Origin of the sequence: Colwellia sp. 6M3 (assembly GCF_014077595.1) — a bacterium.
Lineage (GTDB): Bacteria > Pseudomonadota > Gammaproteobacteria > Enterobacterales > Alteromonadaceae > Cognaticolwellia.
In genome coordinates, this window is record NZ_JACGWF010000014.1 from 12414 (window position 1) to 34906 (window position 22493).

Consider the following 22493-nt stretch of genomic DNA (forward strand, 5'->3'; position numbering starts at 1 on the left):
AACCTTCATTTTGTTGTAACAATAATTTAACATTCATTAGGCAGGATAAGGTCAGGTGATTTTGAATAATAATAATATTAGGAGAATGTGTGGTGGCTATTTTTTTACCAAAAAATCTAAACAGCGTTAGGTCAAGCTTCGCTAGTTCAATGGTTTTTACTATTTTTACCGGGAGTGTATTAGCTTCAACTTTGGTTAACGCAGAGGAAATATGGAGTGAAAACTTCGACGCTGCAGCTATTAATGGAAAAGGAGCAGTTTTCGACCAAATTGATTTAACGAATGTAACCAAATGGTCAATTGATGTAAGTGCAGCGAAACTAACCGCTACATCAGATTGGTTTAAAGTTAATAATGGCAAGTTTGAAGGCAGAGATTTAGATGGCGCAGCGATGTGGTTGTCTGAAGCTATCGATATTAGTAGCTTTTCTGATGTTAGCTTGTCGGTAAATGCCGCAGAAAATGGTAACCACGAAGGGACAGATTTCCTAGATGTTGCTTATGCTATTGACGGTGGAGCATTTGTTACTGTAGAGAATTGGCAAGGTAAGGGCAGTGCTTCAAATACCTTAATTGATGATTTTACCAGTGAAACAGTGACAGCTGCAATTGCCGCAGGCAACTCGTTAGTTATCCGCATTAGCATGAAAAACAATGCGAGTTCTGAATACATTACTTTTGATAACGTGATGGTTTCGGGTAACAGCGGTACAGTTGAGCCGCCAATTGACCCACCTATTGAACCACCAGTTCCAGATACTATTACAAACGCATGTTTTAATTGCCCTGATTTAAGTAAAGTGGCATCAGCAAGTGATTTTGACGACGCTATTTACTATGCCGATGTACACGCATTGCAAGCTAATCAAGCATCAGCAACAGATTTTCGCAATGCAATTAATGGTGCTATTACCCTAAACCATAACGTACTGAGTTACTCAGAAGTTTGGACTGCCTTAACTCAAACAGATGAAGACCCACTTAATAACGACAATGTAATCTTGTTATATAGAGGTCTTTCATTAGCAAAATTTTCTAATGGTAGTGGTACACAATCAACTAATCCTGATAACTGGAACCGTGAACATGTTTGGGCAAAAAGCCATGGCTTTCCTAGTTCAAGTGCTTCAGCTTATACCGATATTCATCATTTAAGACCAACTGATATTTCAGTAAATTCTTCGCGTGGAAATCTAGACTTTGATTTCAGTGATAATGCTTTAACAGAAGCACCGCTTAATAGAGTTGATGGTGACTCTTTCGAGCCTCGTGATGTTGTAAAAGGTGATGTTGCACGAATGACTTTTTACATGGACATACGCTATGAAGGTGCTGATCCACAAACACCTGATTTAAGCTTAGTTGATATGCTAACAAGCGTAGGTGAAGCCAAACTCGGTAAGTTATGTGCATTACTTGCCTGGCATGAGTCAGATCCTGTTGACAGCTATGAACAAGAACGTAACAACCGTATTTATGAATTCCAAGGTAACCGTAATCCGTTTATTGATCATCCTGAATGGGTAACACAAGTATTTACTAATACCTGTAATGGAACAACACCGGTAGACCCGATTGATCCACCACCTGTAGACCCAGTTGATCCCGTTGATCCAGACCCTGTTGATCCGGTAGACCCTACACCGCCATCAAGCAGTTCAGCTTTGTTTATTTCTGAGTATGTTGAAGGCAGTAGCTACAATAAAGCGGTTGAAATATTTAACCCAACCAATACCAGCGTTTCATTAACTGGCTACCAACTTAAACTTTATGCTAACGGCAATACAGAACCAACAGTAACGACTGATCTATCGGGTGTAGTATTAGCCAAAGACGTTGTTGTACTTGGTTCAACACAAATAACAGCAGACAGCGCCTTAAAACCTCTAGTTGATATCGCTGTAAGTGCCGTTAACTTTAATGGCGATGACTATTTTGAGCTAGTAAAAGATGGTGAACTCGTTGACTCTTTCGGCGTTAAAGGCGAAAGAACAAGTTGGGCGTCTAATACTACCTTGGTTAGAAAGTCTTCAGTTGCCAGCGGCGATAAAAATGTTAGCGATGCTTTCGTAGTTGCCAATGAATGGGATAGCTATCCGTCAAACACTTTTAGCTTTTTAGGCTCGCATAGCTTCGATGGCACAGTGGTTGATCCAGGCCCAGGACCTGATCCAGAGCCAGAAGAACCATCGTTAATCGGTATGTGTGGTGACAGTGCTGAACTTATCAGCGCAATTCAAGGCAACGGTGATGCTTCTCCTATGGTAGAACAAAACAAAGTTGTTGAAGGTGTTGTAACTTCAGTTGTTGATAGTTTATCTGGCTTTTTTGTCCAAGAAGAAGCGCAAGATAATGATGCCGACCCAGCAACTTCAGAAGCACTTTTTGTTTATTTAAATGGTCAAGGCCAAGCGCCAACTTTAGGCTCACAAGTACGTGTTAAAGGCGACGTTAAAGAGTTTTATAATCGTACACAGTTAACGCTTAGTGAAAGTGTTGTTGAGTGTGGAGCAGGCGAAACTATTGCAGCAACGAATATAATGATGCCGGTTGATAGTTTAAATACTTGGGAATCGTTAGAAGGGATGAAAGTCACTTTTGAGCAAAAGTTACATGTAACCGATACTTTTAGTTTGGCAAGATATGGCCAACTTAGCTTATCAAAGGGCCGCTTAATTATTCCAACTAATATATATCAACCTAGTTCAAGTCAAGCGTTAGCATTAGCCGATAGAAATTCACGAAATGTTATTGTGCTTGATGATCAAAACAATAGTCAAAACCCAGAGTTTATACCATTTCCAAACTCAGGACTGAGCTACAACAATGGTGTTCGATTAGGTGATGCAGTTGATAATATTACCGGTATTTTAGATTACAGTTTCAATGAATATCGTGTTCTACCAACTCAAGAACCTACATTTCTTGGAAATAACCAGCGTTTAGCATCTCCAACTATTGGTTCTACAAGTGAAGTTAAAGTTGCAAGCTTTAATGTGCTGAATTACTTTAATGGTGACGGCCAAGGTGGCGGCTTCCCAACGGCACGTGGCGCAGACAACCTTGAAGAGTTTACCCGCCAAAGTGACAAAATAGTTGATGCTTTAGCTGAAATTAATGCTGATGTTGTTGGTTTAATGGAAATAGAAAATGATGGCTTTGACGAGTTATCTGCTATTGCCGACTTAACCGATAAACTCAATAGCGTTGTAGGTGCTAATACTTATCAATATATTAGCATTGATGCCACAGAACTAGGTACTGATGCTATTACCGTTGGTTTACTTTATAAGCCTGGCACGGTAGCACTTGCTGGTAATGCGGTAACAACAAACGAAGCACCATTTGATTTTGGCAATCGCCAACCGTTAGTGCAATCGTTTACCTCTAACACTAGCGGTGAAGCATTTACTGTTGCTGTAAATCATTTTAAATCAAAAGGGAGTTGTGGCAGTGCTTCAGGTGCAAATGCTGATCAAAATGACGGACAAGCCTGTTGGAATGAACTAAGAACCCAAGCGGCAAACAAACTTGTATCTTGGTTAAATTCAAAACCAACGGCAACAGACACTGATAATATTTTGATTATTGGAGACCTTAATGCTTACGGCATGGAAGATCCAATTCGAGCAATTACAGCTAGCGGTTATCACAACCTTATTGCTGAAAAAGTGGGATTGAGTGCATATTCTTATGCCTTTGGTGGTGAAAGTGGTTACTTAGATCATGCTCTAGCATCAAGCACTTTAACGGCTTTTGTTGACTCGGTTGATGAGTGGCATATTAACGCTGATGAACCTGTTGCGTTTGATTACAACGTTGAAAATAAATCTGCAGGTCAGCTAGTTTCATATTATGGCAGTGATGCCTATCGTGCATCTGACCATGATCCAGTGATTGTCTCATTCACCTTTAATACACCTGAAGTGTTAATTGGTGACTTTGACAACGATGCCGACATTGATATCGCTGATGTGAGAGCTTTTATCAGCATGCTAAGTGCAGGCGAAAGCTTTGATTTAATGTACGACTTTAATAACGACGGCCAAGTAAATATGCTTGATGCTCGTACCCTTATGCAAAACTGTACTCGCAATCGCTGTGCGATGTAACAACAGTTGATATAACAATAATAAATTTAAAATAGGAATGAACATGAAAAAATTACTGATACTACTAAGCTTTTGGTGTGCTGCAATATCGGCCAACGCTGCACTCATTACCATTGATGTAGAAGACAAAAATTATGGCATAAACGACACCTTAACGGCGAATGTTATTATTTCTGAGCTTGAGGATAGCCTAGGTTTTCAAGTACTTGTGTCGGAATTTGCCTTTGATTTTAACTTTGAAGAAAGTTTACTAGACTTTGGACAGGTTACTTTTGGTAATAAGCTTGATGTTGAAAGTTTCTTTGGTGATGTTAGTGAAAAAAAAATAACCTATAGCCCTAGTCAGCTGACCATCAGTGAAGTTGCAGCAATAATGTTATTTAATGAGTTAGATGATGCACAACGTGGCTTATCGAGCTTTTTATTAGCATCAATTGACTTTACGGTTATTGGTCAAGGTGATGCTAAATTTTCATTAAGTAATGTTGAAATTTATGATGATTTGGGCAACCTACATGAAACGATTAATACTCAAGTTGCTGTACCAGAGCCAAGCACAGTAGCTATATTAGTATTAGCTTTATTAATGCTTATCAGCATGAAAAGAAAAGCAAAACACTAATTAAGTAGCGTAAATAATACCTACTAGCCGAAGCTAAATCTAAGCATTCACTAGTAGGTATACCTTTCTAGAAAATTCAAACATTATTCCCGTAAAACAATACTTTAGTTATTTTTAAAAAATAGGTAAGCTATCAGGATAAAAATTAACCGGTTAATTACTTAACGGGTATTATGAATAAGGAAATCAGCATGGTTTTGCGCGGTATTATTACAACCTTCATTAGCTTTATCTTTTTGTCTTTACCTGTTTATTCTCAAACAGCGAGTATCGGCCCAACAGTAGAAGAGTTAATAGCAAAGCGAAATTTAGCCACTAAAACATTCACCAATAGTGCGGTGATATTAAGTCGGCGAGGCGATGTTATTGTTGATGAAAAAGGCTTCGAAAAAAGTCACTTCTACAATGCTATTTATATTGCCGATGAAAGTGCGGTAAAAGACTACTCTAAACTCATTAGTCAGTTCAATTCGTATTATCAAGAAAAGCAAATCGACTTTGCTCGAGTTATTACCCCTGAAGGTAAAGTGATAGAAATGCAAGCTGACGCTATATCGCTTGTATCTAGTAATAGTGGTGATTACTTCGACGAAGGTAAACAATATGAATTTGCACTGCCTCAATTAAGAGCCGGAAGTATTATTGAATATCAAGCCACTACGCAGCAAATAAAGCCCTATATAGAGAACGAATGGTTCTCAAGTATTAACTTTCATTTTGTAAAGTTTTTACCGAGTATTAATTGGCTACGAATTGACCCAGTATTAGAAACAAAAAACACCTTAACTGTCCCTAAAGCGACAGAAATTTCCATTGTTAACTATAATATTGAGATAGAACCTAAGCTAACTAAAACAGCAAAAAGTAAAATATATACATGGAATACAACGCATCAGCCAGGCATAGAGTTGGAAATGGAAATGCCGAGCCTAGATGATATTTTGCCTGCGATTCATCTCTCAACAATTAAAGACTGGAGTACGATTAACCAGTGGTTTAATACCTTATATTTACCAACACAAAAATCAGACAAGTCGATTACTGAATTAGCTCAAACCCTGTTTCGTGAAGGCATGAATGAACATGAAAAAATTAAAGCCGTTTTTGATTATATGCAAAAAAACGTACGCTATATTGGAGCGCATGTAAATCGAGGTGGCTATAAACCTCACTTAGCGAGCGAAGTGTTAAGCCAAGCTTATGGTGATTGTAAAGATCAAACCGTACTGATTATTGCTTTATTAAAGCAAGCGGATATTGCCGCTTATCCAGCATTGATTAATTCGTATCCTGGCGCAAAGTTTAATGACGAATTACCGATGTTAAATTTTGACCATATGATCACTTATATTGAAACAAAAACCGCAAAATATTGGCTCGATACCAGTGGTCAAACAGGTACATTTCCCGGAATTAATCTTAATTTAGAAGATAAAAAGGCTTTAGTTGTTAATGAGCAGTCAGGTGAAATTTTAACACTGCCCGGCACTACAAGTGCTGACAATATTGCCACAATTAATATCGACTTCTCTGTTGATAAAGCGGTAATTAATGCAAGGGTAGCATTAGACTTAACGGGTCATGTTGAAACTAACTTACGAAGCTTTATGCAGTTCTCACCAAACGCTTTAGCCGCCGCCGAACAAATAGTGTCGCCATTATTGTTTAGCAGACGTATTAGCGATTTTGAAAACTCTGATCCTATTGATATAACAACACCTTTTACATTATCAGCCAACTTTAATGACATAGCAGAGATTACAGAGTCAATTGATAATTTTAGGTATAGTTATGATTATAGTGCGATTTTAAGTGTATTTACCTCGCTCAGTAACCTTGCCCCTGTCGCAGCTCGAAAATTTGATTTTGTTATTTTGCAGCCGATAACTGTGGTGATTAATTCATTTTATCCACACCCTTGGTCTGGCTCTACATTAGGTTATAGCCAACCGGCGAAAAACATTCAAAATGAATTTTTTGAATTAACACATCAAGTGCAAGAAAAAACGGATGGTATGCATATTAGCTCAACTTTCATTTTACCTAAGCAAGTGATAAAAGTTGCCGATTATACAAACTTTTATCAGCAGGTTAGTGAACTTCCAACACATTCGCAAAGCTTATTTGTGTTTCTAAAACCATCACCGTCTGCGCCTAACCCTGAAGATAATAACGCTACAATATCAAGCAAAATTCAACACGCTAAACACTTATTAGAACAAGCACAATTTGCGAAAGCACTTAAGGTAATTGAAGAGGTAGTCGCCGAAGATAATAATAATGGCGAAGCACAATACCTACTTGGTTTATCACTTGGTTTTGCCGGTAAAAATGAGCAGTCAGAACAAGCTTTTGAGCGCGCAGAACAACTTGGCTATCAGGATTAGGAGCATAGTGATGAAAATTATTTTACCCATTTTAATTTTAATGCTCAGTGCTTGTGCAAGTACGAACAAAGGCGCTAAAACAGCATTATCTTCTCATGATCTAAGAGATAATACGCTAGCAGATGTTGTCGCTAACTATCCAAAAGACACCGTAGCGTTAAACCAATTAGCAATCAAACGCTTGCAACAATATGAGACAAATAAAAATTTATACACGTTAAATCAGGCTATTGCGACATACAATGAGCTGTTTAAGCGTCAACCTTATAATCATGATGTTTTATTAAATTTTTACCGTTTAAATCTTATAAAAAGTTTTGCAACCAACAGCTATGATGTTGAGCATTGGCAGGCATTTTATCAACAACAACCTTTTCTAAAAACTGTCGATATAGCCCCTCCGGTATATATGCAGTTACCATTAGCAGCTAAAGGTAGTTTGAGTCTTGAAGAACGTAAAAGTATTTTACAAAAAACAGTGATGGACAACCCGAACTTTGTGAATGGCTATATGGCACTTGCAGCACTATATGCTGAGCAAAACGACATTCAATTATCAGTATTCCTACTCGAAACAGCGGCAAAAAATAGTCCAAATAATAGCGACATTTTAGGCATATTGAATGACTATAGAGTGGACAAAATATTCGTTCAACTGTGTAAAAGTGATACCACTGAGCGTTTAAATCAAACCTTTGAAGATTATAAGTTTTTAGTCAACAAATTCCCTGAAGATGCTTACTATCATATGCAATTAAGTACAGTTTTACGTTTAATGGGCCGTATACGTATGTCGAATTTTTCGGCTAAAAAAGCAGCCTCACTTAATGCAGACTTTAAAACTGGATTAGTTGAAAGCGAGTTTTGGCTTGGCAATAATAAAGCGGTTACCGAATATTTTTCAGCTAAAGAGGCTTCAAGCCTAAATACCGACGACCTATATTTAGCTATTTTATTCAATGTAGTTAATTTTAACTGGCAACCCGCAGCAGATTTAATGCAAGAATATGTTACGCGAAGCGATAGAAGTTTCTATGGCGTGCTTTACGGTGCTCATGCTTTTAAAATGTTGAATAAAATCGATATTGCACAGCAAATTACTCAAACGGGGTTAGCGAGTTTGAACATTAAGCCTTGGCAGCAGCAGATGTTAGATTTTGCAAATGAGCAAATTACCTCTGACGAATTAATCGCAGCAAGTGAAAATAGCTGTAATTTATCTGAGGCCTATTTTATTCAAGGTTTAAGCGATGTAAAGGCTGAGAAAATGACAGATTTTCAGCAAAAAATGGAAGCAGTGGTGAGTTTAAATATTTATCCATTTTATGAATACGCGGGCGCAAAGCAAATAGTGAAAAGACTTAAGCGTGATGCCGCTAAAAATTAGTGCTAAATACGACATCATGATAATAGTAAATATAATGCCTTTTGAATAAGGTTGTTGTATTTAACCTGCACATAATCTAACGTGCAGGTTGTTCAAACCACAGGTGCAAATTAACGAATGGTGTTTGGACTCGCCATAAATACTTTAAAAGGTAAGGGCGCTTCTAAAGCACTGTCATCTATTGCTAAATGATTAAAGCCCGCGTGCTCAAAAAAAGCCGATAACTGTTCTTGCGTTAACGCATCGTCTGTTAAGTTCATCGCCTGATAATAAGTTTTATTTTCTTCAGTTTCACAATCTTGCGCATCAACAAATAAATTCATTGGCATACTCAATAACGATATTGATTGCACTTTATTGTAATGTTGAGCTATTTCGTTTAGTAAAAACTTAGCTACGCCTTGCTGACGAAACTCTGGTAAAACACTAATCGCTTCAATTAATATATGATCTTTAGCTTTCGTGTCTATTTTTGCTTGAAATTTTTCGACTAAATCAGCAGCAACATTTTGTTTTTTGAAAAATAAGTTTAACGGTACTTCCCAATCAGTTGCATCTTGCTGACTCAGCAATTCATAGCTTTCGTCGGCACCACGGTGCTTATTTAAGGTAATAATTTCAATTTCTGCTTTTGCAATAATTTGATTATTGTCGTTCTTTACATTAATTTCCTGGACTAGTTGCCAGTCGAATGTGCTTTTAATTTCTGGTTTATTAAATTCTATTGTTAAATTCATTTTATTTCAGTGTATTGCGATGATGTTTACATCGTAATTAGTAACTGCCTTTACTCGTTAGCGCAGTCAACTAACCCAATGCTTTAGCTGTTACTGCAAATTTAAATCCGATGGCGCGGTTATACCATTAGCAGGCCTGTCATGCCAGAATTTGATTTAATTAACCAACGCTATTTGCCTCGGTTTCAGGTGAATGTTTAATTTATTTATTATCGCTTTATTTGTCTAAAATAATCAAAATATTAGATAGAGAGGGCATATATAAGTTATTATCGGATGGTATTTAATAACACTAGGTTTGACAGTTTATTATTTGTTTTGCTAAATAAAGTCTTAAAGCTCAATGTTTTAATACCGAATTGGCGTTAAAAATACTGTAAAACTCATGTGCATCTCTATAAAGGTTATTTTCGATGAAAAACGTAGTAATTTACTCTCTTCTTTGCATTTTCTTGAGCGCTTTTTCATGTATATCTAAAGTATCGGCAGAAGAAAAATCAACCGCCTTACACTTTGACTTGGGTGAAAATAGTGGCTGGGTTCCTTATCGTACCGGACAGGATGGAAGTCAATCCGGTATTTTATCTGAGTTAACTTTACTTATAGAGCAACATACCACAATTGAATTTCAGACAGTTAATTGGCCAATGAAGCGTGCGGAACAGGCATTGAAAAAAGGTATTATTGATTTCGATTTTGTTTGTACGGCATGGTTTGACAGCGGAAATTATGGGGAAAAGTTTGTTATTAGCGATCCGATACTTGAAGTAGAAGAATATGTGGTGACGTTGAAAGGTAATGAACACCTATTCCCTACATTAGATAAAATTCACAACAAGCGTATTGGTACGATAGCGGGGTATTTTTATTTTGACGATCAAAAGTTTACCCGAGTAAACTTTCGTGACGAAGAAAGCTTAATGCAAGCACTTAAGTATAAGCGTGTTGACGCCGTAATACTTGAACATGAAACCGCTAAACACTGGGCCAAAATTCATGATGTTGATATTAAATTTGCAGCAGAACATACCATTGGAAAGCTTCTTATCAGACTTAATAAAACTAAAAAATCAATGTTGCCTGCTATTAACTTAGCGTTAAAAAAGATAAAAAATTCCGGTCAATTACAAACTATTTTAGATAAATATGGTGTTGAAGCTGAAATATATTAAGGTTTAATGCTTACTTTTATAGCGATTAGCTTTAAGCGACAATAAAATTTTTACTGTGTTATCAAAATATAATTAATAGATTTATTTTTTTAATAACAGGCGTTCGACAAATATAAAAATATTCCATCGCGTAATTTATCACTTAATAATAATGACAATATAAAGCCTTCCTAAATGTAGTATTTTTTGTATAAAAACTTCAAAGTGTCCTAGACTTTAAAGATGCATTAAAGAAGTGAGCGCTATATGACAGATTTTTATGGTCTTAATTTAAAAAATTTACTCGAAAAAGCGCATGTTGGAGTGGTTGTTCATCGTTGGGATACTTCGATTGTATATGCAAACCCTACCGCCTTAAAGTTGCTCGGCTTAAGCTTTGAAGAAATAAGTAACAAAGTTACTTCCGATTTAACGTGGGACTTTGTTGATTATGCTGGTAATAAGTTACTTGAAGAAAACTACCCTGTAAACAAAGTAAAGCTCACTCAAAAGTCAGTTACAAATGAAATTATAGGTATAGTGAATAAAGATAATAAAGCACTTTGGTTTATGATAAATGCTTATCCTGAAGGTGAAGTCGGCAGCGACACGCGCTCTATTATTATTACCTTTAATGATATTTCAGATTTTAAACAGCTGTATTTTTTCTCTGATATTGTTGAAAACACACAAGATATTGTCATCGTATGCGAAGCGGATAATATTCAGTATCCAACAGGCCCTAAAATTGTTTACGTAAATAAAGCTTTTGAAACACTTACCGGATATGCCAAAGAAGAGGTTTTAGGAGAAACTCCCCGAATTTTGCAAGGTGATCTCACTGATAAAGCCGCCATGTCACGCATCAATGTAGCATTATCCAATCATGTAGCCATCACAGAAACCCTGCTAAATTATGATATTAAAGGTAGGCCTTATTGGATTGAAATGAATATTATTCCGTTAAAAAACAAATTCGGAGAAGTTACTCATTTTGGTGCTATAGAACGAGACGTTTCAGAGCGCAAGTTTCATTTAGAGCAATTACAGTTTAGAAACCAAGAGCTAAAATCGTTAAAGAGTGAACTAGAACAACTCGTGTGTGATAGAACGCTTGAGCTACAAAAAGCCAATGAGAAATTAGAAAAAATTGCATTTTTTGACCCCTTAACTAATATTCCTAACCGACGGTTTTTTATCGACCAAGTACATCGACTTATTAAGTCGTGCAACAGAAGAAAAGTTTCGATTGCTTTTGGCTTAATCGATATTGATGATTTTAAGCTAGTCAATGACACACATGGACATGATGCAGGCGATTTGATTTTAGTTGAGTTAGCTAATTACTTAGAAAAGTTTTGCCGAGTTGACGAAGCATTCTGTCGCTATGGAGGGGAAGAATTCGCATTCGCTGTCGCCATAGAAAACGAGTCTGATCTCGACAGTTTAACATCACGTTTAATTGAAGGTATACGAGGTCTAAAACCGACACTGGGTGGTCATGATTTATCGATCACCGCCAGTGCGGGCTTTAAGTTGTGTAAGCCGAGCGATTACCTCGACTTTGAAAAAGCGATGAAACAAGCGGATATAGCGCTTTATCATTCGAAACAAAATGGCAAAAATAGAGTGACTATTGAAAGCGAAATTGATGATGACTGTTGTAATATTATTAATTTGGTTAAGCCTGATAAAATCACGTCGCTTCATAAAGACTAATTCACTCTCTAGATTCTGTAACTGAATGAGTTAATAAACGATTATTTAAACTATGTACCTATCGAAAATAGAGTACTTAGGCAGTAATGTTGTCAATGTGCTGGTATTTTTAACCAGCTTAAACTTATGTTTTTTGTTAAACTACATTTATTCTAAAAGTATCTTTTTACTTTTTCACCTCTTCAGTTGCTAAACCAAAAAAGCCTATAAAATCAGCGTTTGTTGAATAGATTAGGTGGGTGGTTTATTCTACTTTCTCATCATCATATTTTCAGCAGGTTTGTGAATGCTTAAACAGTTAGTGCGCACGTTATTAAGTGTAGTTTTTATTCTTGTCATTGGCATTACCCAAAGTGGGCTAATCACGAACGTTGAAGCACAAGAGTCAAACCTTGAAAGTGAGATCAAGACCACTATTGAGCGTGTTCAGCAAACAACTGACTTAGATGAAAAACAACAAAAAAACACCCTTAATAAGCTAGAAGATGCACAAGACATGTTGGCTACAGCCAAAGAACAACAGCGTCTTACCCTAGATTATGAGGCGCGAGCCGCAAGTGCATCTCAAAAAGTCATTGCTATTAGACAAAGCAACCAAGCACTGCAAGAGCAAGAAGTGCAAATAGATAAAAGCCAATCGTCTGATAAACTCGAAAACCAGCTGCTCTTACAAAGAGCAGAGCAAAAGAATCGGCTGGCGCAACTTTCAGACAAACAAAGTGAGCAAACAGTACTGAGTTTGCGGGCTAATAAAATTGCTGAGCAATTAAGTGCCGCGCGGGCTGACGAAACGGCCATTAATCAAGCGATAGCCAAGAAACCAGCTGATAATATAAGCCTTGATGCAAGAGCCGACTATCTTGAAAAACAAGCCAATGCCCAAAAACTTACTGCGACTATTAAGGCTCTTGAAAGCGAGATAGCTACTATTCCCGCTCGCCAATCGTTAGTAGAAGCAGAGTTAAGCCAGCTGCGCACACAAAGTACATTTTATGATAAACAGATCGCTTTACTTCAATCTTACTTAGCCGATAACCGAGAGAGTGAAGTACAAAAAACGGTAGAACTAAGCAGTGCCGTTCTGGCCAAATTAGAGCAACATCCAGCCCTTGAAGCTATAGCAAGTGAAAATTTGTCATTGGCGAATCAGTTGCAAGACTTACAAAGTATCGCGCCAGAAAGTGAAACCAATGTAGCAGCGTTACAAAAGCAACTTGTTGAAGTTCAACAGTCTGCAGAAACGGTTGATAGAGTGTTAGCTACGGGCCGTGTTACCGATGAGCTAGGTGAGTTGTTACGAAGACTTCGTGCGAGCTTACCTGTGGAATCGGTGCTTGAGCAACGTCATGAAAAGCTTAAAGAAACAACCATTCGTCAACAGCTTAATATGATTTTATGGCAAGATCAGCTGCGAAATTTAGCCCATATTCCTGATACGGCACAGCGGTTACTGCTTGAAAATAGCCCTCAGCAGAGCAAAAAAAATCAGTTGAGTAAAAGTGAAGAGACAGATTTATTCACGAGCTTCGAGCTTGAAAAGGCCGAAGAGCTAACTACATCTCGTCGAGATTTACTACGTAATTTGATTAACGCATCGAACACACAAGCTGATCGTACAACGGATGAAAAATTGGCAATCAGCGAGTTACTTTTAGCGAGCTCTGCACTTAGTGCGTTATTGGAGCGGCGTTTAATTTGGCTACCATCGTCTAGTTCAGGTATTGCCGGTGATTTTGCTGTAAATATTTTAATCAGCGTTGAATGGTTTCTGTCACCTACAGCATGGTGGAACTTGGTCAACGATCTTTACAGCGGTGCTCTATCATCGCCTTTTCTATTATTGCTTTTTGTTACTATACCACTGCTCATTTTGCTAAGCCGTAGAATGATTAAACGTACCTTGTGGTCGTTATTTGAAAAGGTGGGTGATGTAGAACATGACACTTATTACAGTACGCCCTTTGCGTTACTCTTAACTTTTGCATTAGCTTTACCTTTACCTGTTTGCTTGTTTACTGTTGCTGGCATGATCTCAGAAGGTGCTTCGCCATTGAGCTTTTCTACCGCCATAGCGAGTGGATTAGCGGCGGTTTCATCAGTAAGTTTAATACTATTGTCTTTTCGTTCAATGTGTCGTGAAAACGGCATGTTTGAAAAACACTTTGGTTGGAGTGCCAAAGCGCGACGTAAACTACGCGCTATGCTGACATGGTTTGTGTGGTTAGAGTCGGTAACCGGTTTTGTATTTGCTACCGCGATTGCTAGTGGTGAAACTGAGCTGAGATACGGCATCGCAATTTTAGCGTTTATAATCAGCTCTATTGGTATTGCGGTATTCAGTTATCAATTCTTTCAACCTAAGAGTGGCGTGGCCACCAGCATAGCTGGTGAAACTCCGGCAAATCTCCTTACGCTTATAGCCTTTCCCATTGCTGTACTGGCACCTTTTGCCATCGGTTCAATGCCACTTTTCGGATATTTTGATACAGCCGTAGAGTTGCAATCTAAAGTCTTTATGTCAGGCACGTTACTGGTCATGTCAGCTGTTATTTACGGCATTATATTACGTGTTTTTCTCGTGACATTTCGCCGATATATGGTCCGAAAAGCGCAAAAAGAAACCGAAGAGTTAGCGATAAAAAAGGCCGAGCAACAAAGCGAATCAAACGTTGAAGAAATCGCTACAGCTGAAGAAAGTCAGAGCATTGATGAAGAAGAAGTGAAACGCCAAAGCCAATCAATTATGCGCTGGTTTACCGGTTTATTATTGTTAGCGGGGCTTTGGTTTATTTGGATGCCATTACTACCAGCACTAGGGATTGTTGATGATATTGTCGTCTGGCAACAAGTAAAAATGGTCGACGGTGTAGAACTATCAAGTGGCGTTACCCTGTGGAATATTATTCTGTCATTGGCGTTTGTTGTTGGTGGCTTTTTAGCAGCGAAAAATATACGCGGCGTAATGGAAATTGGTTTTTTCGAACGATTTGAAATGGACGATGGCGCTCGCTATGCCATCATGTCAATTTTGGGTTATGTTATTGTTGGCAGCGGTATCGTCATTGGCTTTTCTCAACTTGGCATAGATTGGTCTAAGTTACAGTGGATCATAGCCGCGCTAGGTGTTGGTCTGGGTTTTGGCTTGCAAGAAATTGTGGCAAACTTTGTTTCTGGTTTAATCATATTATTTGAACGACCGATTCGTGTGGGAGACTTTGTCACCATCGGTAATTTAAGCGGTACTGTCAGTAATATTAAAATTCGCGCTACAACAGTAACAGACTTTGATAACCGTGAAGTGCTATTACCGAACAAATCTATTATCACCGAAAATGTGACTAACTGGACATTAAAAGACGCCGTAACGCGCATTGTGGTTAAAGTTGGCGTGGCATACGGTTCAGATATCGAAAAGGTAACTGAAGTACTTATGCAGGCAGTAAAAAGTCAAAAAGACGTGCTTGAACTGCCATCCCCTCAGGTATTCTTTTTGGCGCATGGCGATAGTTCGTTAGATTTTGAAGTTCGTGCCTTTGTAAGCCAACCAACAAACCGTTTGCCGCTAACTCATTTAATCAACATAGCTATTAACAAAGCATTAGCAGAACACAATATTTCCATCCCATTTCCACAACGAGATTTACATTTGGTTTCTGGTCAACTTATTGAAAATAAAGAAGCTGAAAATAAAGAACCTGAAGATAAAAACATCGAAATAGAATCAGTTGAAAAGCACGAAACGGATTAACGACTTAGCTATTGTTCGACTCGTCGCAACTTATGGTTAAGTGAGCCTAGCTGTAGTGAGTTTTAAAATTACAAGTCACTGAACTTAGGATGTTTTTCTTAGATTCAGTGGTTTTTAGTGGTTAATAAGTAATGCTCCCAAGTAGCACTAGAAATTTTAAACTGACTTTACTATGTCGCATTTGACTAATAACACCACCAATAACCCCTTTAAGCTTGCTATCAATAAGCGAAAGCCTACTGACAAAAGTCGTGCTATGGGCTCAATATAGCGTTCATGTAGTACAAAATTCTTTGATTAAGCAGTATATCAAAACGATCATGAATCGAACTAGCTGATGTAATAAAAATGTAGAGGTTAATCATTTTTCATTCTCACAAAGCCGACCTAATTATAAGTAATACGTTTAAGACGATGAATTGATTACATTCAAAATTAGAAGGTTACCTAATTACTTTCACAATAGACAACAACTACATTCGAGTTTAGGATATGAATTACCCGCTGTGTGGGCGTTAGCCGTAATTTTAAAATGAAAGGTTTCTACTTTTACGGGAGAAAAACAGAGTAATAATTACTTATCAAATAGACTTATTTTATTATTTGAGATCTTTGGCTGCATTATGCGAAGCGAGTCTTAAATGTTATGCCATTATTTTACAGATATTAAATACAAAGTTCTTAATATGATAAGTATTTCAACAGATTAATTGTAAGTGATATAAAAAATTATTGAGCATGAAATTAACTCTATAGGGAATAAGAGCAAATGATACATATTAAAAAATTCACATCAAAACTGTCCTTAGTTGCATCTGCAATTGCATTATCAGGCTTGTCAGCAATGACAGTAACTTTTGGTGCTGTCGCAGAGGAATCTAACGCAGATGAAAATATAGAAAGAATAATGGTTACTGGTTCTCGTCGTAATGATCGTACTGTTGCCGAAAGTACATCGCCAGTTGACATAATCGATATTGAAAGTATGTCGGCAACAGGGCAATTAGAAGTAAGTCAAATCTTATCAAACTTGCTGCCAAGCTTTAATTATCCTAAAGCGGCGTTAAATGATGGTACTGATCATGCTTCACCTGCAACGCTTCGTGGCTTAGCGCCTGATCACACCTTAGTGCTTATCAATGGTAAGCGTCGTCACTCTGGTGCGCTTCTTAACTTAGGTGGGTCAGTGGGACGTGGCTCAACAGCTGTTGACTTGAACATGATACCAACCTCAGCGATTAAAAATATTCAAGTGCTACGTGATGGCGCAGCAGCACAATACGGATCGGATGCTATTGCGGGTGTTATTAACATTATTTTAAAAGATGGCGATGAAGGTGGCTCTTTTGCTGTTACTTACGGTAAATATGACACTGAAGTTGCCGGCGTTAAAGAAATAAAAAGTAAAACTATTGTTGGTAATGAGCTAGTTTTTGAAGATGGTGGCGACATTCATCGCAGCGATGGTGAAACTACAACTATTGCGGGCGATATTGGTTTTAGTCTTGGCGAAGATGGCTTTCTACATTTAGCGTTTGAATCACGAGACCGCGCACCTACGAGTCGTAATGGCTACGAAGCACGTCAGGTATATAATCCACTTGTTGACGGTTCAGTTGACCCACGCGAGTTAGACTTTGACCATGCCAACAATTTTCGTGTAGGTCGTGCAGATATTCAAGATTTATCGTTTGTTTATAACCTTGGCTACAGCTTCGATAATACCACTGAATTATATTCCTTTGGTACTTATGGGCAACGTGATGGTGATTCAGCAGCATTTTTTCGTCAACCTAAACAAGGTCGTTCATTAGGTATTTTCCCTGATGGTTTCTTACCACATATCACCACCGATGTTGTTGATACAGCGATTGTGGTTGGCGTTAATGGCGAACTTGATGAGTGGAATTGGGATGCAAGTATTGATTATGGAAAAAATGATTTTGGTCTCGGTAATGAAAATACCGTTAACTCGTCATTAGGTGATAACTCGCCAACGAGCTTTTATAATGGTGCGTTAATCTATGATCAAACTATTGTTAACTTAACGTTTGATAATATGCTTGATTTTGGTTTATACGATGACGTGTTTTTTGCTGTTGGCGTAGAATATCGCAAAGAAAATTATGAAATTGTTGCCGGCGAAGAAGCATCATACATTGATGGCGGTAGCCAAGGATTTCCAGGTTTGCCAGCATCAACAGATCAAGGGCGTCATAATTTAGGTCTTTTCATTGAATTAGATACAGACCTAACCGATAACTTAAATGTAGCACTTGCTGGCCGCTACGAAGACTACAGTGATTTTGGTACAAATTTCACAAGTAAGTTAGCCGCCCGTTATGTCGTGAATGATAACCTCTCTTTCCGTGGCGCCATTAGCACAGGTTTTAGAGCGCCATCGCTAGCACAAACGTCTTATACAACAGTTTCAACCATTTTTGTTGATGATGGTTCTGGTGGTCAGATCCCACAAGAAAGTGGATTATTTCCTGTAAATACTCCTGTAGCACAAGCCCTTGGTGCCAAAGAGCTAACACCTGAAGAATCAGTTAATATGACCTTAGGCTTTGTCTATACACAAGGTGCCTTTAACTTTACGGTTGATGCTTACAATATCAAGATTGATGATCGTATCGTATTATCTGAAAATATATCTGGCTCGGCGGTAGACGATATTTTAACTACAGCCGGTGTAAGTGGCGTAGGCAGTGCAAGGTATTTCACTAATGCTATTGATACTGAAACTCAAGGTATTGATGTTGTTGGTACTTATGATCTAGATTTAGATGATATGGGTAGCTTAGTACTAAGTGCAGCGGTTAATATTGGCGATACTGAAGTCACTCACTTAAAAGATAATCCTTCAGAGTTAAATGTACTAGGTGATAGTTATATTCTTTTTAGTGAACGTGAAATCGCTCGCTTTGAAAGTAGTGCACCAGACAGTAAGCTTAATTTATCTGCCACTTGGCATATGGATGACCTTAAAGTAAGTCTTCGTTCTACGCGTTTTGGTGAGTGGAGAGATCCTCAAAGCGATGGGTATGTAGAAGTAAATGACGCACAATGGATTACTGATCTAGACGCGGCTTACCAAGTAACAGATAACATCAAATTAACCTTAGGTGTTAATAACTTATTTGATTCTTACCCTAAAGTGGCCAATGAGTTTTTAAATGAAGACGGCAGTGAACGGGTATCTACGTTTGGTCGAATCATTCCATTTTCACCGTTCTCTCCATACGGTGTTGATGGTCGGTTTGTTTATGGCCGTATAAGTATGAACTTTTAATCGATTGTAATACAACGTGAAAAAAGCAGCCGCAATGGCTGCTTTTTTTTGAAAAAAATATTTTGCTATTACTCATATAAACAACTTAATAGTTTATATGTTACTGATACATTGAAGTATATATGACAGAGAGTGCGCTGAATTTCTAGTAGGGTAAATCAGCATTTCCCCTATGTTGAGATTCTGTTCGCACAATTCAGATATTGTTCGCTCTAATTATGTCTTGTCATTATGCCTTGTTAACTAAACCGCTTGCCCACAAGCCACACCACTGCTCCACGCGAACTGGAAATTATAGCCTCCGAGCCAACCCGTTACGTCTATCGCTTCACCAATAAAATATAAGCCTTTGGCTTTTTTTGCTTCAAAGGTTTTGGAAGATAGTTCGTCTGTGTCAACGCCACCTAAGGTAACTTCAGCTGTTCTGTAGCCTTCAGTGCCATTAGGTTTTATTTGCCAGTTATGCAGGTATTGGCCTAGGTAAGTAATTTCGTCGTTACTGATTTGGTTGATAGCTTTATCGGTTATATCTTTTTGTTTTACTAGCGCTTCAATAAAGCGTTTAGGTAATACGGTTGCTAACATATTTTTTAATGATTTCTGTCCGCTAGTTTCACGCCATTCGCTGATTAATTTATCTATGGGTGTTTCTGGCAGTAAGTTGATTGTTACCGCTTGGCCTGATCGCCAGAATGATGAAATTTGTAATATAGCTGGGCCAGATAAGCCACGGTGAGTAAATAATATGTTTTCTTTAAATGTAGTACCGTCTTCACTGGTTACTTCTGTAGCCATGCTGATACCCGATAAACCATCAAATTTTTGTTTGTCGTGATCATGTAAGGTAAATGGCACTAATGCGGCCATTGTCGGTAAAACCTTTAAACCAAATTGCTCAGCAACTTTAAAGCCGATTGGGCTAGCACCTAATTTCGGCATGGTTAAGCCACCAGAAGCAATAACTAACGACTCACATTGATAGCTTTCGCCGGCGGTAACTATTTCATAACCGATATCACTTTTGTTAACTGAAATTACTTCGCTGCGCATTGCTATATCGACACCGGCCCATTCACATTCGGTCATCAAAATATCAACAATGTCTTGCGCGCTATCATCACAAAATAATTGCCCTAAGGTTTTATGATGATAATTAAGGCCGTGGCGGTCAACTAGTTCAATAAAATCTTGCGCGCTATAACGGCTCAGTGCTGATTTAGCAAAATGAGGGTTTTGACATAAGTAGTTTTCGGGACTCGCGTTTTCATTCGTAAAATTACAGCGACCGCCGCCAGAAATTAATATTTTTCGACCGGGTTTTTTACCCATATCAACTACAGTAACACTTCTACCACGATAGCCCGCAGTTGCTGCGGCCATTAAACCTGCAGCGCCAGCACCAATAATAACCACATCAGAAAATATCAACGAAATAACCTAGTTTATGCTTTTAATGGCGGCATTATACTTGAGATCGCAAAATAGGGCGATAAGTTAAAATAACGCATAATTTTTTGATAAAACTCGCTCTAAATTCCATGTTATGTAAGGAAAGGTAGGGTTACGTAAAGAAATGCAAAGATGCTGTGAATCGTTGAACTTAACCCTAGAATGCCGCTCTACAAAGTGCTTTTTCAGCTGTTTAACAGGTGTAAGCATAAATTAGCTGCCAGTAAATCCTGTGCAGTAGTGGCAATAAACTTTTTTGGAAAAATATATGCGCTTTAAATCCAACCTACTTTCAACGATTTCACCTTCAAAAGTGCTGCTACTATCATCAGCACTTGTACTTGCGGCTTGTGGCGGCGGCAGTGACAGCTCAAATGTCGGTTATGTTAAATTTTATAACAGTTCAAAAAACGCACCTGACATTATCCTTACCCTTGATCAAGATCTTGAGTCAGACGATGATGACGATGCTGATAATTTTGAAGTAACCTTTAATGGTGTTGCATATACAGAAGCTTTAAGCGTATTTGAAATAGACACTAACAGCTATTTTTACGAAATGGGTTGGCAAGATGAAGACAGTAGCGACCGTGATGATCTTGAGAAAGTTGCAGAAGGGCAAATTAACGTTACTACAGATACCATTCAACTATTAGTGCTAACAGATGACATTACCGCACCACAAGTTGAGACTTACAGCATTGATGTGCTAGACGATGATGAAGACGAAGATGAAGATTTATTCAATTTACGTGTTTTGAATTTACACCCCGATTCAGTCGGAGTTGACTTTTACATGTCAGAGTCTGATGAAACTTTTAATGAAGCAACGATAGTAGGTCAATACAACTATAAGCAGTTATCAGATAATCAAAAGTTTGATCAAGACGAATATATTTTTTATATCACGAAGTCAGGTACGCAAGAAGTGCTATTTACCTCGGACGATATAGATTACGCATACCCAGCACAATATGTGATGATTATTCGCGAGAACACCGGCTCAGGCACATCTCCTTATGCTATGGATAGAATGTCTAACTCGTCAATTACTGAATATTTAGATACTGACTCTGAAGCACAGTTTCGCGCATACAATGCGATTAGAGAACATGAACTAATCCCTAACTACACCGGCACTTTAGATATATATATTAATGGTGTTGATGATGAAGCAGAAATATCAGCGCTTGAAATTGGTAGCTATAGCGAAACTAAAGTTCAAGATAAAGGTGATTACAGTTTAGATTTATTAATTCCGGGTACTACTGAGCGCCTTTTAAGTAATCACTTATTAAGCCTGGCTGAAAACACCAATAAAACCGTATTCTTTTACTTAAATGAAGAAGATGTTGATCTCGATGGCGATGGTAACGTAGATGAGAACAATGACGGTATTGTTGATGAAATTGAAATAACCATTAAATCACTTGTCGTTGCAAACAGTACGCGCGAAAGTATCTACGATCATCAAATAACCATGATAGATTTAGTTGATAGTGACGACTTTAATTTTGTGAAATTCTATTTTGTACGCAGTGATGAAACCATAGAAACAGCATTGTATAACCGCAGTGCTGTTTATACTCAGCCTGAATCAATTTACTTACAAAACAATACTTATCAGGTGTTTGCTATTGCAGAAGTTGATAGTAGTGAGGTTATTTTATCAAGCTTTCAATTAACGCTTGATGAAGACTCAGACGAGCTATTTTTAATTGTTGAAGCTGATGACGATTCGCCAACAGGCTATCGCATTGAAATGATTAAGCAAACAGAAGACGAGTAGCTAATATTTAAAAGCATAGGTCGAATAGTTTATATTCTAGTGCCTTTTAAATGAACAAAAATAAGAAGGGAGCCTATGGCTCCCTTCTTTTATATAT

Annotated in this window: 11 protein-coding genes; 9 read left to right on the top strand and 2 right to left on the bottom strand. The window is 37.9% G+C overall.

Features of this window, described 5'->3' with window-relative positions; genetic code table 11:
* The first annotated feature begins 92 nt into the window (after positions 1-92).
* From H4J50_RS04945 to H4J50_RS04960, 4 genes are all read left to right on the top strand, one after another.
* Complete coding sequence (locus H4J50_RS04945) at positions 93-4112, top strand: ExeM/NucH family extracellular endonuclease (protein WP_182254810.1); 4020 nt, start codon at positions 93-95, stop codon at positions 4110-4112.
* Between the two features lie 43 nt (positions 4113-4155).
* Complete coding sequence (locus H4J50_RS04950) at positions 4156-4734, top strand: PEP-CTERM sorting domain-containing protein (protein ID WP_182254812.1); 579 nt, start codon at positions 4156-4158, stop codon at positions 4732-4734.
* 173 nt (positions 4735-4907) lie between these two features.
* Positions 4908-7121 (top strand): DUF3857 and transglutaminase domain-containing protein, encoded by a 2214-nt coding sequence (locus tag H4J50_RS04955; RefSeq protein WP_182254814.1) that lies wholly within the window; start codon positions 4908-4910, stop codon positions 7119-7121.
* Positions 7122-7131: 10 nt separating this feature from the next.
* Positions 7132-8508: a hypothetical protein gene (locus tag H4J50_RS04960; RefSeq protein WP_182254816.1), complete on the top strand. Its 1377-nt coding sequence runs from the start codon at positions 7132-7134 to the stop codon at positions 8506-8508.
* Between the two features lie 110 nt (positions 8509-8618).
* Here the strand turns inward: H4J50_RS04960 and H4J50_RS04965 are convergent, their stop codons facing one another.
* Entirely contained in the window at positions 8619-9245 is a 627-nt protein-coding gene (locus H4J50_RS04965) for a GNAT family N-acetyltransferase (RefSeq protein WP_182254818.1), read from the bottom strand.
* A gap of 413 nt (positions 9246-9658) precedes the next feature.
* Between H4J50_RS04965 and H4J50_RS04970 the strand changes: the two genes are divergently transcribed.
* From H4J50_RS04970 to H4J50_RS04985, 4 genes are all read left to right on the top strand, one after another.
* Positions 9659-10417: an ABC transporter substrate-binding protein gene (locus H4J50_RS04970; protein ID WP_108454543.1), complete on the top strand. Its 759-nt coding sequence runs from the start codon at positions 9659-9661 to the stop codon at positions 10415-10417.
* A gap of 246 nt (positions 10418-10663) precedes the next feature.
* On the top strand, positions 10664-12115 hold the full coding sequence (locus H4J50_RS04975) for a sensor domain-containing diguanylate cyclase (RefSeq protein ID WP_182254820.1): 1452 nt from the start codon (positions 10664-10666) through the stop codon (positions 12113-12115).
* 286 nt (positions 12116-12401) lie between these two features.
* Positions 12402-15863, top strand: a complete 3462-nt coding sequence (locus tag H4J50_RS04980; protein ID WP_182254822.1) for a mechanosensitive ion channel domain-containing protein — start codon at positions 12402-12404, stop codon at positions 15861-15863.
* 769 nt (positions 15864-16632) lie between these two features.
* On the top strand, positions 16633-19158 hold the full coding sequence (locus H4J50_RS04985) for a TonB-dependent siderophore receptor (RefSeq protein ID WP_182254824.1): 2526 nt from the start codon (positions 16633-16635) through the stop codon (positions 19156-19158).
* A gap of 243 nt (positions 19159-19401) precedes the next feature.
* Here the strand turns inward: H4J50_RS04985 and H4J50_RS04990 are convergent, their stop codons facing one another.
* Positions 19402-20586, bottom strand: a complete 1185-nt coding sequence (locus H4J50_RS04990) for an NAD(P)/FAD-dependent oxidoreductase (RefSeq protein WP_182254826.1) — start codon at positions 20584-20586, stop codon at positions 19402-19404.
* A gap of 289 nt (positions 20587-20875) precedes the next feature.
* Here H4J50_RS04990 and H4J50_RS04995 point away from each other — a divergent pair, with 289 nt between their 5' ends.
* Complete coding sequence (locus H4J50_RS04995) at positions 20876-22396, top strand: DUF4397 domain-containing protein (protein WP_182254828.1); 1521 nt, start codon at positions 20876-20878, stop codon at positions 22394-22396.
* Positions 22397-22493 lie beyond the last annotated feature (97 nt).

Excerpts from the sequence above, each read along its gene's own strand:
- H4J50_RS04995 (WP_182254828.1), top strand. The coding sequence starts at position 20,876 with ATGCGCTTTAAATCCAACCTACTTTCAACGATTTCACCTTCAAAAGTG.
- H4J50_RS04955 (WP_182254814.1), top strand. The coding sequence starts at position 4,908 with ATGAATAAGGAAATCAGCATGGTTTTGCGCGGTATTATTACAACCTTC.
- H4J50_RS04970 (WP_108454543.1), top strand. The coding sequence starts at position 9,659 with ATGAAAAACGTAGTAATTTACTCTCTTCTTTGCATTTTCTTGAGCGCT.
- H4J50_RS04975 (WP_182254820.1), top strand. The coding sequence starts at position 10,664 with ATGACAGATTTTTATGGTCTTAATTTAAAAAATTTACTCGAAAAAGCG.
- H4J50_RS04980 (WP_182254822.1), top strand. The coding sequence starts at position 12,402 with ATGCTTAAACAGTTAGTGCGCACGTTATTAAGTGTAGTTTTTATTCTT.
- H4J50_RS04985 (WP_182254824.1), top strand. The coding sequence starts at position 16,633 with ATGATACATATTAAAAAATTCACATCAAAACTGTCCTTAGTTGCATCT.
- H4J50_RS04950 (WP_182254812.1), top strand. The coding sequence starts at position 4,156 with ATGAAAAAATTACTGATACTACTAAGCTTTTGGTGTGCTGCAATATCG.
- H4J50_RS04960 (WP_182254816.1), top strand. The coding sequence starts at position 7,132 with ATGAAAATTATTTTACCCATTTTAATTTTAATGCTCAGTGCTTGTGCA.
- H4J50_RS04965 (WP_182254818.1), bottom strand. The coding sequence starts at position 9,245 with ATGAATTTAACAATAGAATTTAATAAACCAGAAATTAAAAGCACATTC.